At 40.5% G+C, this 15,997-nt stretch carries 15 protein-coding genes; 2 read left to right on the plus strand and 13 right to left on the minus strand.

Going from position 1 to position 15,997, the window contains the following annotated elements; translation table 11 throughout:
- Positions 1 to 27 precede the first annotated feature (27 nt).
- Complete coding sequence (locus LG329_RS05820; protein ID WP_404454535.1) at positions 28 to 819, minus strand: SDR family oxidoreductase; 792 nt, start codon at positions 817 to 819, stop codon at positions 28 to 30.
- Positions 820 to 1,056: 237 nt separating this feature from the next.
- Here LG329_RS05820 and LG329_RS05825 point away from each other — a divergent pair, with 237 nt between their 5' ends.
- Positions 1,057 to 1,167 (plus strand): symporter small accessory protein, encoded by a 111-nt coding sequence (locus LG329_RS05825; RefSeq protein WP_404454538.1) that lies wholly within the window; start codon positions 1,057 to 1,059, stop codon positions 1,165 to 1,167.
- A 31-nt stretch (positions 1,168 to 1,198) separates the two neighbouring features.
- The gene (locus tag LG329_RS05830; protein WP_404454541.1) at positions 1,199 to 2,782 is read left to right on the plus strand and encodes a sodium:solute symporter; all 1,584 of its coding nucleotides are present in this window, start codon (positions 1,199 to 1,201) and stop codon (positions 2,780 to 2,782) included.
- 742 nt (positions 2,783 to 3,524) lie between these two features.
- On the opposite strand, the gene LG329_RS05835 is transcribed toward LG329_RS05830, so the two are convergent.
- The 12 genes from LG329_RS05835 to hpaD all read right to left on the minus strand — a co-directional run bounded on the left by LG329_RS05835 (position 3,525) and on the right by hpaD (position 15,976).
- Positions 3,525 to 4,658, minus strand: coding sequence for a serine hydrolase (locus tag LG329_RS05835; RefSeq protein ID WP_404454544.1), 1,134 nt, complete (start codon positions 4,656 to 4,658; stop codon positions 3,525 to 3,527).
- Between the two features lie 161 nt (positions 4,659 to 4,819).
- Entirely contained in the window at positions 4,820 to 5,206 is a 387-nt protein-coding gene (locus LG329_RS05840) for a 5-carboxymethyl-2-hydroxymuconate Delta-isomerase (RefSeq protein ID WP_404454547.1), read from the minus strand.
- A gap of 39 nt (positions 5,207 to 5,245) precedes the next feature.
- Positions 5,246 to 6,001 carry a fumarylacetoacetate hydrolase family protein gene (locus LG329_RS05845; RefSeq protein ID WP_404454550.1) on the minus strand — a complete coding sequence of 252 codons (756 nt, stop codon included), beginning with the start codon at positions 5,999 to 6,001 and terminating at the stop codon, positions 5,246 to 5,248.
- Positions 5,998 to 6,789: a fumarylacetoacetate hydrolase family protein gene (locus LG329_RS05850; RefSeq protein ID WP_404454553.1), complete on the minus strand. Its 792-nt coding sequence runs from the start codon at positions 6,787 to 6,789 to the stop codon at positions 5,998 to 6,000. The genes LG329_RS05845 and LG329_RS05850 overlap by 4 nt, the downstream gene beginning before the upstream one ends.
- Before the next feature lie 37 nt (positions 6,790 to 6,826).
- On the minus strand, positions 6,827 to 8,215 hold the full coding sequence (gene nhaC / locus LG329_RS05855; protein WP_404454556.1) for a Na+/H+ antiporter NhaC: 1,389 nt from the start codon (positions 8,213 to 8,215) through the stop codon (positions 6,827 to 6,829).
- 278 nt (positions 8,216 to 8,493) lie between these two features.
- Complete coding sequence (lpdA, locus tag LG329_RS05860; RefSeq protein ID WP_404454559.1) at positions 8,494 to 9,924, minus strand: dihydrolipoyl dehydrogenase; 1,431 nt, start codon at positions 9,922 to 9,924, stop codon at positions 8,494 to 8,496.
- Positions 9,925 to 11,127: a dihydrolipoamide acetyltransferase family protein gene (locus LG329_RS05865; RefSeq protein ID WP_404454562.1), complete on the minus strand. Its 1,203-nt coding sequence runs from the start codon at positions 11,125 to 11,127 to the stop codon at positions 9,925 to 9,927. It lies immediately after the preceding gene.
- An 11-nt stretch (positions 11,128 to 11,138) separates the two neighbouring features.
- Positions 11,139 to 12,134 carry an alpha-ketoacid dehydrogenase subunit beta gene (locus tag LG329_RS05870; RefSeq protein WP_404454564.1) on the minus strand — a complete coding sequence of 332 codons (996 nt, stop codon included), beginning with the start codon at positions 12,132 to 12,134 and terminating at the stop codon, positions 11,139 to 11,141.
- Positions 12,134 to 13,201 carry a pyruvate dehydrogenase (acetyl-transferring) E1 component subunit alpha gene (gene pdhA, locus LG329_RS05875; protein ID WP_404454567.1) on the minus strand — a complete coding sequence of 356 codons (1,068 nt, stop codon included), beginning with the start codon at positions 13,199 to 13,201 and terminating at the stop codon, positions 12,134 to 12,136. Before pdhA ends, LG329_RS05870 begins: the two co-directional genes overlap by 1 nt.
- Before the next feature lie 68 nt (positions 13,202 to 13,269).
- Positions 13,270 to 14,409, minus strand: a complete 1,140-nt coding sequence (locus LG329_RS05880) for a Leu/Phe/Val dehydrogenase (protein ID WP_404454570.1) — start codon at positions 14,407 to 14,409, stop codon at positions 13,270 to 13,272.
- 48 nt (positions 14,410 to 14,457) lie between these two features.
- Positions 14,458 to 14,934, minus strand: coding sequence for a flavin reductase family protein (locus tag LG329_RS05885; protein WP_404454573.1), 477 nt, complete (start codon positions 14,932 to 14,934; stop codon positions 14,458 to 14,460).
- Between the two features lie 58 nt (positions 14,935 to 14,992).
- Entirely contained in the window at positions 14,993 to 15,976 is a 984-nt protein-coding gene (gene hpaD, locus LG329_RS05890; RefSeq protein WP_404454576.1) for a 3,4-dihydroxyphenylacetate 2,3-dioxygenase, read from the minus strand.
- Positions 15,977 to 15,997: the final 21 nt, after the last annotated feature.

The following is a 15,997-nucleotide window of genomic DNA, read 5'->3' on the forward strand; positions in this document are numbered from 1 at the left end:
GCTGCATCTGCCACACAAAAGGCCCAATTAAAGTGCCTTTACCAAACCACCATCGATAATAACTGATTGACCTGTAATGTATGTATTTGCACCAGACGCCAGAAATACGATACCCCTCGCAAATTCTTCAGGTTGACCATAACGCTTCATCGGTACCTGTTGTTCTGCATTTGCTTTGACCTTATCGACTGGAATGTCTAAATCAGCTGAAGTCCGTTGATTCAATTTACTGATTCGATCTGTTTCAATAGTTCCAGGACCTACAGTATTGATTAATATATTATCTTCACCCAACTCCTGTGACAAGCTTTTTGCCAATCCAACAATCCCTGGGCGCATCGTATTCGATAACACCAAGTTATCCAAACTCTGTTTAATGGACGATGAAGCTATATTTACAATGTGCCCACTTTGCTGTTCTTTCATAAATGGAACTACTTCACGTGTGGTACGAATAAAGCTTAATAAATTTAGTTCAAATGCATGATACCAATCATCATCACTCATATCTAAAAATTTCCCTGCAGGAGGACCGCCCGCATTGTTGATTAAAACATCCACAGTCCCATTCCACTTAGAAGCTTTTTCAACCATCGCTTTAATCGCTTCAGGATCTTTCATATCACAAACAATATAGTCCACATTTTCATTGGATGTCTCTTGCTTAATTGATGTAACAGTTTCCTGTAATGTTTCTTCGCTTCGACTCGCAACTAATACATGTGCGCCTTCCCGTGCGAATTCAGTAGCAATTGCACGACCAAGTCCTTTACTTGCAGCTGTTACGATAACTGATTTACCTTTTAATAATAGATCCATCATGAATACCCCATTTCCACTTATTTAACATGTCTTCCATTTATTATCCATGTCTATCTGTTTTTTTACAATTCAATCACCTTATTTGACTAAAATAATTTTATTTTGTCGTAATTGCACTAATATTTAAAATTATATTGAAAACCCACTCACAAACATATATTATATGATTGAACATTAGACAAGTATAAGGCTACCACCAAAATGAAAGCGCTTTCTATTAAGGGAGGGGATACCATGTTTGGATTAAGTGATCCTATGATAATTATCGCATGGCTTGGAACAATTATTTCTGCTTTAGGTTGTGTTGTGTTTGGAATTTTCACGTGGAATAAAGGTGATTCCTAGTATTTCACTAAACAAAGGGGGATAAGTATAAATGAACTATATGATTCTCGTAATTGTATGTCTTGTCTTTATCTCGATCATGTCTGCGCTTGCCTATTATGGTTATAAAAAAACCATTACACAAGAAGATTATTTAGTCGGAGGTCGAACAATCAGTCCATTCGTTATGGCCTTATCCTATGGCGCGACCTTCATTAGTACCTCAGCACTCATTGGTTTTGGTGGTGTCTCCTCCTTATTTGGACTTAGTTTACTATGGTTAGCACTACTGAATATTGTGCTTGGTGTACTGGTTGCTTTTGCAGTTTTTGGGACAAGGATACGTAGATTATCAGTAAAGTTAGATGCATACACGTTTCCAGATTTGCTGGGAAAAAGATATAAATCCAAGTTCTTAACTATTTTTTCCGCTTCGATGATTTTCCTATTCATGCCTGCATATACGAGTATAGTATTAGTTGGTGGTGGACGGTTTTTGCAAGAGTCACTGGCAGTCAATTATGATCTTGCACTATTTATATTAGCAATTATTGTAGGGATTTATGTTATTAGTGGTGGTATCCGTGCCGTAATGTATACAGATGCCTTTGGTGCAATCATAATGTTTATTGGAATGGCGATTTTCCTTTTTGTGACCTATCACATTTTAGGTGGTGTAGAAGCTGCTCATAAAGGGTTAAGTGCAATGAAAAGCATGGTACCAGATGCCTTAGTGGAACAAGGTCATCAGGGTTGGACATCCATGCCTGCCTTTGGCTCTCCAATTTGGTGGACAGTTGTCAGTACAATCATAATGGGTGTTGGGATTGGGGTTTTAGCACAACCACAGCTGGCAATGCGTGCCATGACCGTTAATAGTGACAAATCATTATATCGTTCAGTACTGATTGGTGGCGTATTCATATTTTTCATGACTGGTGCTGCATTTATGATTGGTCCTTTATCCAATCTCTACTTTTTCCAGGAGAGTGGAAAAATTGCCATTGATGTAGCAACCGGAAACGTTGATTTAGTTATTCCAACGTTCATTAATGAAATAATGCCTGAATGGTTTATCTATTTGTTTACACTTACTTTACTTTCAGCAACCATTTCAACCATTAGCTCACTAATCCATTTACAAGGTACTGCTTTTGGGGAAGATATTTTAAAAAATGTTGGGGTTAAAAAGATTGCAGGCTTAAACACTAACCGTGTTGGCGTTTTAATTGGGATTCTTGCTGCAGTTGTTCTAGCTTATATATTACCTCCAGGCATTATTGCACGTGCAACAGCCTTTTGGTTCGGTATATGTGCTGCTGGATTTCTGCCGACCTTAATTGGTGCTTTATTTTGGAAGAATGCAACGAAACAGGGAGCTATTTTCAGCACAATTACTGGGTTTGCAGTAAGTATCATTGGGTTCCTTTTCTTTCATTTAAAAGAGGCTGAGGCATTTGGAATTTCACAGGCATTATTCGGAAAAACAACGTTGCTTGGATTCCCATGGACCTTTGTTGATCCATTGTTCTATGCTTTGCCACTTTCGGCAGTTGTTTTTGTTGTAGTTAGTTTAATGACGAAAGAAAAGCAACATGAGCAGGTAGAAAATGTCGACGTGAAAAAAAGTATATAAAAAGTAATTATCCTAGGCTTTTTTAGTAAAGAGTGTTGCTTTTGAGAGAATAGATATAAAATGCGACGTAACTGCTGGTTGATTTCCGCTGCGGACCGTTGCTTTCCGCGGGCACGGCTTCAGCCTCCTCGCGGAAGACCACCGCTGCGGGGTCTTCAGACTCGTGCTGTTCCCGCAGGAGTCAACTGTCCTCCGCTCCAATCAACTGCCATAATAGTGAATGTGCTGTATAGTACTATTCTCAAACACCGTGATAGTGTAGGAAATCCACGTAGACTCCTGCGGGAAAGCGAAGTGATGAGACCCCGCAGAGAGCGGTCTTTGCGATCGAGGAGGCTCAGCGCAAGCCCGCGGAAAGCGTAGTGGATTTCCGGAACGGTTGTCCAACAGCAATCATAGAAGTTACGCCGCTTTTTATATCAACTATGAAGATGAAAAAGCAAAGATGCTTACGAAAAGATCCTTATCTTATGTAGGGCGCGGCCTTTTTTAAAAGGGCGCCCTCTTTTTACAACTCCTGCTATCTTAATTACCTGGAGGCCGATTAGTTCTATATTTATTTGGATTCTTCTTCTCGTTCAGTTCTTCTTTGCTTTTATTTTTAGTCTTCGTCTTGCCTTTTGCCATAATAATAACCTCCTTTTCTTTTAGTTTGCCTAGATCCAATAAAAAAATGTACTAACTATATGTTAAACTACAAGTAACCCAATAAATTGGGACCAAACCCTTTCCCCTATTCGGATTATGTTTGAAACTTACTAAGCTTCTCCAGCCAATGTGGTTCCCCAGTGAAAATAGCTAACTGAAAAGCGGATAAACTATTTGAAAGTTTGACTGTTTCATAACCAAAAACATCGTTTAAAAAGACCGCTAACTCTGTTTTGTTTTCATGCTTGTCTTCAGCATAAAATGCGAATGTAACAATGTAGGCTGTTGAACCTCCCTTACCTCCAAGATGCTGGAATATTTCCCGATTTTTTTGTCTTGCCATAGGCCATTCCATAATCGGTTGAAGGTGTTCCCTAACAGGTTTCGCAATAGAGGAAAGATCGTTCATTTTTTGAACTAACGAAATATATTCTGCAGTTGTGGAGCGAACAAACCTTTTGGAAGCAATCAGGTCGAAATCCATATTGTGCCAAATTCTTAAATTAACCTGTTCTTTATAGGATCCATTTTCGTCTTGATTCAGTTTACTGTGAATTTTTAGGGCTTCTTCAATATATGCCTCTTGTGACATCCCCTCGATAAGTTTCTTCACTTTTTTCATTTCTGTTTTCTTATAAATGTTGATACCGTGCTTTTGTGCAACCTCATAAGGAATGAAAACACTTGACACAAAAGGGAAAACTCTTTCGTGATCCTGTAATTTAAGCCGCTCTCGGTTAGCGTTTATCCGATCAAGTCCTAACCGCATCATTAAATATTCCGTGTTAGCGTTCGAACTGTGGGAAATCATTCCCTTTGCAACTTCTCTTAAAGAAACGGATCCGTTTTGGAGAAGCTCTTGTTCCTGCATCATTTTTAACCAAGCTTCATGGGCGCCACCGTCCGTTCGCGGAAGATAGTAACGTGCAAGTTCATCAGTTTTAATTTGCTGATCCGGATCAATCTCTCCTTGAGCCGCCTGTTGGGAATATTCAAAGGCCACAAGGATTTTAACCGTACTCGCCAAAGGCCGCAATTGATCGGATTGAAAATCTACAAGGTTCATTCCATTTCTTACAACGGATAACGAAGCCCTTTTCGGGTTTTTGGCAATAAACTTTAAAACGTAATCAGCATCAGGTTTTTGCACCCATCCGCGTAACCAAAAGAAACCGCATGCTAACAAAAAAAGTGTTACAACCAGTATTGTAATGATGTAGAATATCAATATTATCTATACCTCCCTACAGCCGGAAAAAGCCAGAATCACAACAATGCTCCAGATTCTCCCACAAAAAATGGCCGTTTCAATGCATGCTTGTTCTAATTTTATACTGACATTTCCTTACCTGTAAAAAACTGACCCACTTTATGTAGGCCAGCTCAATCTTACTTATACCGTTTATGAATATTATTCTGCTTATAAGTTCCACCTTCACCAAATTCAAACAGTTCAAGCGAAAGTGCTAAATAACGATTTTCGAACAACTCGTTAAAATGTGCTTGCATCATCTCAAATAAATGATCACAAGCAGCCTTTTTCACTTCTGCTGTGCGGCCTGGTGCAATTTTCATCGTCACATGAACAAATGCATCATCCTCGCCAGTTCCATCTGCAACAAAATATTCGGTTAGCTTAATTGCGCGTGACCGAATTGCACCAGGTGTAAATGTATCTCCCTCTGAAATCAATGATTCATTAATCTTTTTCAAAAACGCCCCAATGTTTGCTTCGTTTTCAATATTATCCGTGTATTCAACTGTAACGTGTGGCATTTCACTTCAGCTCCTTCTGTCTAACTATCGCTACACTTTTCATCGCGAAAAAGTTTCATCTCCAACAATGGTGCTTTTCAGTGATCCAATTCCTTCAATTTCAGTTTCCACTACATCCCCCTCGTACACATGGACAGTGCCTTTTGGGGTACCTGTTAAAATTATGTCGTTTTCACTTAACGTCATAAAGCTACTAAGATATTCAATCAGATGTGGTATATCAAATACCATATCTTTCGTTGACCCATCCTGCTTTAACTCACCGTTCACATATGTACGAAGACCTAAATTCATCGGATCCTTGATATCGTCACGATCCACGTACCATGGTCCTAGTGGTGTTAACGTATCTCTATTTTTCGCTCGCAGATTTGGACGATAATAATTTTCAAGATAATCACGAATAACATAGTCGTTTGCAACCGTATAGCCTTTAACAAAGGAATACGCATTCTCCCGATTCACATTACAAGCTGTTTTGCCAATCACAACGGCAAGCTCACATTCATAATGCATGTGTGTGGCGTCTTTAGGACGTCGTGTTTGCCCATCATGACCAACAACTGCATTTGGTCCTTTTAAAAATACAAGTGGCTCCTCAGGTGCTTTGAAACTAATTTCACTTGCGTGGTCGGCGTAATTAAGTCCAAGTACAAAAATCGTTCTTGCTTCGACCGGTGTCATCCAAACGACATCAGTTTGCGCAACAATCCGACCATCTGCAAGTTTCAATTTATCATCGATAACTTCTGCTTGGTGTATTCCTCCAAAACAAGCGACACGTGCATGCTTCACCTGAAACCACCTCCTGGAACAATTTCTGTTTCTTCGACAATTGTATTTTCCAAAAATCCTACACCTGAAATTTCAATTCGAACGGAATCACCTTTTTTTACAAGTGGTGCATTTTCAGGCACACCGGCAAGTAACACATCACCTTCATGTAAGGTCATAAAATCTGTCACTTCTGATACCAATTGCGCAACCGAACGAACGAGATTTTTCGTATTATTTTCCTGAACTAGCTCACCGTTCACATGAACACGTAGCGTGACGTTATCTGGATCTTTTACATTGTCACGGTCAATAATCCATGGTCCCACAGGACAAAATCCATCACGCACTTTATTTTTTATATCTGGTCGGTAAAAGCTGTCATGTGGAATACTTACATCATTAACCACGGTATAGCCAGCAATGTAGTCCATCACATTTTCCGTTGCTACATTCGTTGCTGTTTTTCCAAAAACAATTCCTAAAGCTGCACCAATTTGTACGACATTTTCCCCACGCGGAATGGCGACAGCACTATTATGGCTATTAACTGTATTAGCCGTTTTAATGTACATAATTGGTTTTTTCGGTGGCGCATTATAAGGTTTATCGTGTAATTCCTTGTCCATCAAATCTAGCTGCCCCTGAAAGTTTAATAGTGTTCCATAAACGGTTCCAGTTACAGGAGCCTGCCAGGAAACATCACGATGATTAAATGTCGATCCATTCCATTTGATTTCATCTGAAAAATCAATGTCTATTTCATCATAGATTGTAGATCCTGCAAATTTCACTTTAGCTTGATGCACGAAATCCCTCCTTGTATGATGTTTGTTTCAGTTACCATCAACTTTTTTCTATATATGTTAATGTCTTACCTGAAAATCCAAATAAAATTGTCAAAATTGGTGATAGCAAACAGAAGAATGCAAATGGCAAGTATGCTAAGGTCGATACACCTAGAGTTGTTGTAATAAATACACCACAAACACTCCATGGAACAAGTGGATTGACAACGGTCCCCGCATCCTCTGCCACCCGTGATAGGTTTTTATTTGCGAGTCCTACTTTAGCAAAACGAGATTGATATGCTTCACCAGTTAATAAAATCGATAAATATTGCTCCCCAATGAGTACATTAATACCGATTGCAGTAAACGCTGCTGCAGCAATAACTGATCCTGTCTTTTTTAACATACGCTCGATGGACTCTAGTAACCTTGGAACAATACCAAGCTTAAACAATAATCCACCTAGACTTAAGGCAAGCAGCACTATTCCGATCGTGAACATCATGCTGTTTAATCCGCCGCGTGTTAACAATGAATCAATCTCTGCAATACCAGTTTCAGAAACATATCCACCAAACAGTACACCTAATAGTGATTTTAATGGAATGAATCCGTTAATATAAGCCATAACAACCGCACTCGCAGCGCCACCTGCTAACGTTAATAAGGCTGGCACTTTCATAAATGAAAAGATCAATAAAACTACTACTGGAATCAAACCGTTATACCAGGCCACCAACCCTGTATCCAGTAGTCCTTGTTGAAATTTCTCCATATCATCAAAGTTTGCTGCTGATATTTCAGGAGAAATAACAGCAAAAATAATTAGTGTAATCACAAATGCTGGGACTGTTGTCCACGACATATTTCGAATGTGTTCAAATAAATCCACTTTCAAGATAGATGAAGCCATGTTCGTTGTATCGGATAACGGCGACATTTTATCCCCAAAAAATGCACCGGATACAATCGCACCAGCTGTTACAGCTAAAGATATATCAACAGCGGAAGCTATTCCGATAAATGCAACCCCTGCTGTTGCAACAGTTGTCAAGGAGCTTCCTACACAAATCCCAACAACAGATGTAATGATAAACACGACGCTCAGGAAAAAGTTCGGTGTAACCAGTTCAAATCCACCATAAATGAGTGACGGAATTGTTCCACCGATCATCCAAGCCGCTATCAAAATACCAATAAAGAAAAAGAGGAATACTGCTCCCATTCCTGCTTTAGCACCCTCGGTAATCCCATCCTCCAATGTTTGGTATGATATTCGTTTAAATAAGCCATAAACCACTAGCAGCAGTAATGCTAGCACAAGTGGTATGTGTGGTGCTGCATCAAAAAATATAATTCCAAAGCTAATCACGATTAACACCGCTATTGTAATACTTAATGCCTCAATTAATGATGGCTTTTGAACAGCTTTAATTCGGTACATAAGAAATTCTCCTTTGTTAAGTATACTTTTGTCGTGATTCCCATGATAGAGAGTTTCCGCAGCTGTCGATTGATTATTATTTTCCTCTTTCTACGTCTAGCTCCAGCGCCCAACGACTATTGGATTTCCTTTACCTCCTTACGATAAGTCAACATCGATTCACTTACGTTCATCGTGTTTCCTTTATCTCAAAAGAAAGAAGGAGGTTCGATTAAAACCGCCACTTTGCGTGGCAACATCGAACTACCCACGTTGCGTGGGCACAATCCATACGTCGCTTAACGGGCGCTTGCGCTTTTGTTAGCAGGGGTATGGATCGCCATTTCCGATAGTCCGTCCATTACCTCCACAAATCCCTCGTTCATACTGGGATGTGGATAAGATGGAAAACGTAAATCTTCTTCTCTTGCCACCATTTCCAGTGCTGTAACGCCTGTACTAATAAGTTCAACCGCTCCAGCGCCAATCATATGAAATCCTAATAATAGATCTGTATCTACATCTTTAATGACAGATACTATACCAGATTTTTCACCAGAAATCATTGCATAACTATTTCCACTAAGCGATGTTTGACTTATTTTAATCGAATAGCCCTGTTCTTCCGCTTCCTTTTCAGTTAAACCAACTGTTGCTATTGGTGGGGTGCTATGTACGACTGTTGGGATGAAGGTGAGATCTACCTCACTTTTCATACCTCCAATTATTTCCGCCGCAACCTTTCCTTGTTTGATGGCCTTCACCGCACTTGCCTTGCCATCTGTTACATCGCCAACAGCAAAAATGTTTCCAATGGATGTTTTTGCTGTACGATCAGTTTGAATAAATCCATCAGGAGATAGTTTTACACCTATCCGTTCCACACCTAACTCCTGTATATTTGCTTTCCTCCCAGCTGCTACATAGATATGTGAAGCAGCAATTGTTTTCGTTTCATCTTCTTTTAATAGATTAATTGATACCCCATCATCTTTTGCTTCCACATTTTCCAACTTAAATCCCCGATGTACTTTGATTTTTTCTTTCTTCAAAATACGCTTTAGCTCCCGATTAATAGAAGCATCAAAATAAAAGTCTTCCTGTTCGTCAAGCACCATCGTCACGTCACTGCCTAGCTTCTTAAGACTAAACGCAACCTCAAGTGAAATGTAATCACTACCGTAAACGACAAGTGATTCGGGTCTATCAGATAGGTGATAAACCGTTTCAGGAAGTAACACCCGTTCATGTGAATTCGTAACACCTTCTGGAACAACTGACGTGCTCCCCGTCGCAATGATCGCATGCTCAAATTCATATACATCGAATTGATGGCCATTCGCAACACCGATTTTATTTTCGGCTGTGAAATTAGCTTCCCCTTCGATAATTTCAATTTTATTTGTCTTGCATAACGATTCTACTCCGCCACGTAGCTGTTTTACTGTTTTATCTTTATAGTTGATTAATGTCTCAAAATCCACGCTGGGTTCGCCTGTCTCAATCCCCATATTGTTCATAGCTGGAATTGCCGCAACCTGTTTTGCTGCATGGGTAAAAACCTTAGATGGAACACATCCTTGGTTTAAACAAACTCCGCCAAGTGAACCTTTCTCAATAAGTGTCACTGACTTACCTAACTGTGCCGCACGAATCGCGGCATTATATCCACCAGGACCACCACCGATGATCATCACATCACGTTTTTCTGCAAATTCTCCTACGACCATTTACACCATCTCCAATAACAGCTTTCTCGGTTCTTCCATCAATTCAATGAAGCGGTTGGTGAATTCAACCGATTTCACTCCATCTGCAACACGATGATCAAATGATAGCGACATCGTCATGATCTGACGAATAGCAATTTCATCATTATCCATGACAACTGGTGTCTTTTTCGTTTTATGAAAAGCAATGATTGCGGTTTGTGAACCATTAATAATCGGTGTTGCCCCCGTTCCACCAAGTGGCCCAACATTACTAATCGTAAATGTTCCATGCTTCATATCATTGGCGCTGAGTTTACCATCCTGCGCTTTCTTGGTTAATGCCTTCATTTCGGTATTTATTTGGCGGATAGATTTTTTATCAACATCACGAAGCACTGGGACAACTAACCCTTTTTCTGTATTTGTCGCAAGCCCAATGTGATAACTCTTTGCGAGACGAATTACACTGTTTTCTTCATCAAGCTGGGCATTGAATATTCGGTGCTCTTTCAGTGCAACCGTAATCGCTTTTAGAAAAAATGCCACAACGGAAATGGATTCACCTTCCTGTTTCAACTCATTACGAAATGCTAAAACATTGGTCAAATCCGCTTCATCGAAATGCGTTACATGAGGAATGGTAGTGACTGCCTGGGTTAATTTTGTACCGATCTGTTTGCGCATTCCAGTGTATGGAATGGTATCTGATTCAGGTTCGTCATGTCCAGTTTCAACCTTCTCAACAGGGTCTGCATCTTCCCCAGCGATAAATCGATGTACATCATCATCTGTCACTCTTCCAGCAGGACCCGTCCCTTTGATTTGTTCAATATCTACATCATGTTCACGTGCGATTTTTCGTGTGAATGGTGCCGCCAAAATACGGTTGGGCTTTTTATCATTTGGCTGTTCAACTGGTTTATTGACAGATTGTGTTGGTTCGACTGATTCATCAACGTTTTTTTCTTGTTGTGCAACACTTTCCTTTCCATCATCAATCTCAATAATTCCCGTTCCAACCGTTACAACCTCACCTGTTTCAAAGTGAATCCTGCTAATTTTCCCAGCTGCGGGAGAAGGAATTTCTGCAACCATTTTATCTGTTTGCAATTCAACAAGCGGCTGATCAACGGTAACTTCATCACCAACCTTAACAAAAAAATGAATAATTTCTCCTTCATTCATCCCTTCACCAATATCATGAAATTTTACTTCGATCATTGTTTCACCTCCTAAAACTCTACTACTTTTCTAATCGAATGAACAACTCGATCAGGTGTTGGCAGATAATCATTTTCTATCGCAAATAATGGGATTGGTACATCGAAGCCGGTAACCCGCTCGATTGGTGATCGCAAGTATAAAAAGGACGTATCATTTATCACCGACGTAATTTCCCCAGAAACACCACCTGTTGCATGTGCTTCATGTACAATAACAACCCGGCCGGTTTTTTGTACGGATTCAGCAATCATTTCTTTATCAAGTGGATATAGCGTCCTGAGATCGATTACGTCACATGAGATGTTTTCCTTTTTCATCGCTTCGGCCGCTTTTAAAGCAACCGGTATCATCGCACCCCATGCAAGAATAGAAACATCCTCTCCTTCTTGTAGACGAGCACCCTTGCCAAGCTCTACTGTAAATTTTTCTTCTGGTACATCATTTCGTTCTCCGCGATATAACCGCATTGGTTCTAAATACAACACCGGATCAGGATCCTCAATTGCTGCTACCATGAGCCCTTTCGCATCGTAAGCGTTGGACGGGCAAACAACTTTAATTCCTGGCAAATGCGTGAAAAGCGCTTCGACACTATCCGAATGTATTTCTGGCGAGCGAACTCCAGCACCATATGGCGCACGAATAACCATTGGCAGACTATAATGACCCATTGTTCTCGTACGGGTACGTGTTACATGTGTTGCGATCTGTTCAAACGCTGGGTAAATAAACCCCAGAAACTGAATTTCCACGATTGGTCTGAGACCATTTAATGCCATCCCTACTGCCGCTCCCATAAAGCCAGCTTCACTTAAAGGTGTATCAACCACACGTTTTTCCCCAAACTGTTCTTGAAGGTCAACTGTTGCGCGGAATACACCACCGTTTTTACCAATGTCTTCCCCTAAAATTAACGTATTTTCATCCTCTTTTAACATTACCTTTAAGCCATCATTAATTGCTTGGATCAAGGTTAGAGAATTAGTTTTTTTAGTTGTTGCCATTAGGATTGACCTCCCTTAAGCGCATTGAGGCTTTTCTTTTGTTCTTCAATAGTCCATGTCGGTTTTTCAAATACATAATCAAACATGACATCCGAGTTCGCTTTTTCATATGACTCCATGTCAACGATTGCCTGATCTAACTCTTCCTGGATATCTTTTTTGATTGATTCAACCCATCTCTCATCCCACATGTTTTGTTTTTTCATGAATTTCTCCAAGCGAAGAACAGGATCCTTCTCTTCGCGGGTAGCATCACTTGCTTCCTGGTCACGATACTTTGACGGATCATCTGCAGTTGTGTGGGCACCGAACCGCCATGTAACAGCTTCGATCAGAGTTGGACCTTCCCCATTTCGGGCACGTTCTAAAGCTTCTTTCACAACAAAATTAACCGCAAACACGTCCATCCCATCAACGCGAACACCCGGGATATCATATGCTGCCGCCTTTTGTGCAATTGTTTCAGAGTTCATTTGTTTCTTAATTGGAAGCGAGATTGCAAATCCATTGTTTTGGTTAAAAAATACAACAGGTGCTTTGAACACACTCGCAATATTTAATCCTTCATGAAAATCTCCCTCAGATGTCGCACCGTCTCCAAAATAAGCTATCGCTGCATTTTTCGTACCTTTATATGTTTCTGCCATCGCAGCGCCTGCAGCGTGTGGCAGATGTGTAGCAATTGGAATTGACGCTGGGAAGATATTTTTTGTTAAAGAAGGTACACAACCTTCAATCCGGCCATTCCAATGAAGAAGCATTCGATCCAAATCTGCTCCAAACGTTAATGTAGCCCCATGATCCCGATAGGTTGGAAAAAGCCAATCGTCATCTTGTAGAGCGAGAGCACTTCCTACTTGCGATGCCTCCTGACCTTCAAACGGGACGTATGTACCAATTCTCCCCTGCCGCTGGAGCGCGATTCCCTTATGGTCATACGTTCTGATACGGAGCATGTTGTAGTAGTACGATTTTGCATATTCTTCTGTTAGAACTTCCTGATATTCCTCAGATGTCACCTCCCCGTTTTTATCTATAATTTGAAAAAGCGGATAGTTCCCTTCCATCTATTTCACACCTTTAGTTATAAAGTTTTTAAATTATATTGCGTGAATCGTGAACGATACTCATGCGACTATTCCCGAACGTTCCACTTCGGACGACGGTCTCGCGCATAGAAGTGGCTACGTGTACGTTGTTCCTCCAAGCGTTTTTCACATTTACGATTTGCTGCTTCCTCAGTTGTACTAGAATCAAGCTCTGCTTCCTTATAAATTTCAAGCAATGATGTATAAATCGCTTTTGTTTTTGCCAGGACACGATCTTTATTCGGACCATATAATTCGTCAGCAACTTGGATTAGTCCACCAGCATTAACAATATAATCAGGTGCATACAAAATGCCTTTATCATGTAATATTTTGCCATGCCGTGCTTCGAGTAATTGATTATTTGCCGAACCAACAACAGCTTTTACCTTAAGCTGTTCCACTGTCTGGTCATTAATAATTCCACCTAGCGCACACGGAATAAACACATCTGCATCCACTTGATAAATTTCCGCATTATCAACAATCTTCACAGAACCGTCCGTTTGTACAGCTTTTTCCTTAATTAATTCCAATACATCTTTATTAATATCGGTTACATAGATATCAGCACCTGCTTGCAGTAAATGTTCTGCAACCTTAAAACCAACCTTTCCTAAACCTTGGATTGAATAGGTTTTATCCGCTAAATAATCACTTCCAGTTAGGAATTGGCTCGTTGCTTTCAATCCATAAATAACACCCTGTGCTGTTGGTACAGAAGAGTCTCCACTTCCACCAAAAGCTTCAGGGATCCCATTAATGAAGTTCGTTTCCTTCATCGCATGCACAAAATCATCCATCGTAGTTCCCATGTCTGTTCCTGTATAAAAACGTCCATTCAACGAATCCACATATTGTCCAAACGCACGAAACAAAGCAGATGATTTGTCAGTATTCGGATCACCGATAATTACAGCTTTTCCGCCGCCAAAATCTAAATCGGCCGCAGCACATTTATATGTCATCCCTTCAGACAAACGAAGAACATCCTCAAGCGCCTCATCCACTGAATCATACGGGCGCATTCTTGTCCCACCAAGTGCAGGACCCAGTGTAGTATTGTGAATAGCTATAATTGCCTGTAAACCCGATGCCGGATCATTACAAAAAACAACCTGCTCATGCCCAGCAATTTTCTGAAACATATCAGGATTCATTGTTGAATTTTCAAGCTGTTGCTTCATCGTTCTTACCCCCATTTATAAATATGTAGCCGGTGCCTGGCCAGGCACCTACTTCACTTCTTCACAAGTGTTCAAGTCATTATATTTTCCAGAGTAAAACGCTAATGGCTCACCTTCCGTTATGCATACATCCGTGACTTCCCCAATATACAGGGTATGGTCTCCTGCAATTACAGAATTGTGTACATCACACGTAAGATTAACAAGTGAGTCCTTAATTGTTGGCATACCGTTAAACCAATTAAATTCTATCTCTCTATTTTCTTTAATTTGACCAGCAAAGTATGCAGACATATCCTGTTGTTCACTGTTTAATATACTTACAGCAAATTTACCGGAGTCTCTTACATATTTATTCAAATGCGCATTTTCGCCAATTGAAATCAACACTAAGGCCGGATCTAATGATACAGACATAAACGCATTTGCTGTCATTCCTTTTACCTCATCACCAAGCTTTGTTGTGATGACAGTCACTCCCGTCGCAAACTTTCCCATTGCTGTTCGAAATGTACGATCATCCATTTTTCCACGCTCCCTTCCTGATGGTGCCTGGCACCAAAACTAGCTATCTTACTATCTATTAAATGACAAAAGTCGGTTTATGTTGCTTCAATTTTGCGGGCTTTTGCTCTATTTTTTTACCAGTAATTACATCCAATACCGATGAAGCTTCATTGAACCAGCTGTCTGGCGCCTCGTGCCCCCAAAATGTTTGGCGCATTGGATCATTAATATCCCAACGAATTGGCTTGAAATCTGGATCACTAGTTAAATAATCCCCATTATATAATTCAATACGATGGCCATCCGGGTCACGTACATATAGGAAAAATGCATTCGATAAACCATGACGACCAGGGCCACGTTCAAGATTATCGCCATAGCCCATTGATGCGAGTACATCACACGCGTTAATAAGTGCAAGTGGATCTGGTAACCAGAAACCGATGTGGTGCAATCGTGGTCCTATACCGTTCATAAATGCCTGGTCATGAACCGTCTGCTTGCGATGTAACCACGTTGCCCAAACATCTCCATCCTCTGTATCGGTGTACTCTGAACACGCAAATCCCAGTTCATCCTGGTAAAACTTTTGTGCCTTCTCGACATCCGGTACATTGCAATTGAAATGATCAATCCGTTGCATCCGTGCACCTTTATACAAATCATACCGTTGCAGCAAACGTTCAGTAGGTTCAATTTCTGCAAAAAATTCTAAGGGCAACCCTGAGCAATCCTGAACTCTTAACGTTCGACCAACAGCATGTTGTTCTCCTTTATCCATCCATTTGGTCTCATAGCCTTTTTCCTCAAACATTTTTGATAACGCTTTCAAATCATCGTCTGAAGAAACTTTATATCCTAAAACCTCCACATTTGGTTCGCTGGATTTTTTCAAAACAAGGCTATGGTGTGTATGTTCCTCCAGACCCCGTAGGTATATATGTTCTGAGTCTGATTCTGTTTCAATAAACCCAAGGGCGTCCACGTAAAACTTCCGTGAAGCCGCAAGATCTGTCACATGTAAAATGGCGCGTGCACATCGGATGATAGAAAAGTCCATCCATACTCCCCCTCTAGCTTT

Source organism: Virgibacillus necropolis, from assembly GCF_044793635.1.
Lineage (GTDB): Bacteria > Bacillota > Bacilli > Bacillales > Amphibacillaceae > Virgibacillus_F > Virgibacillus_F necropolis_A.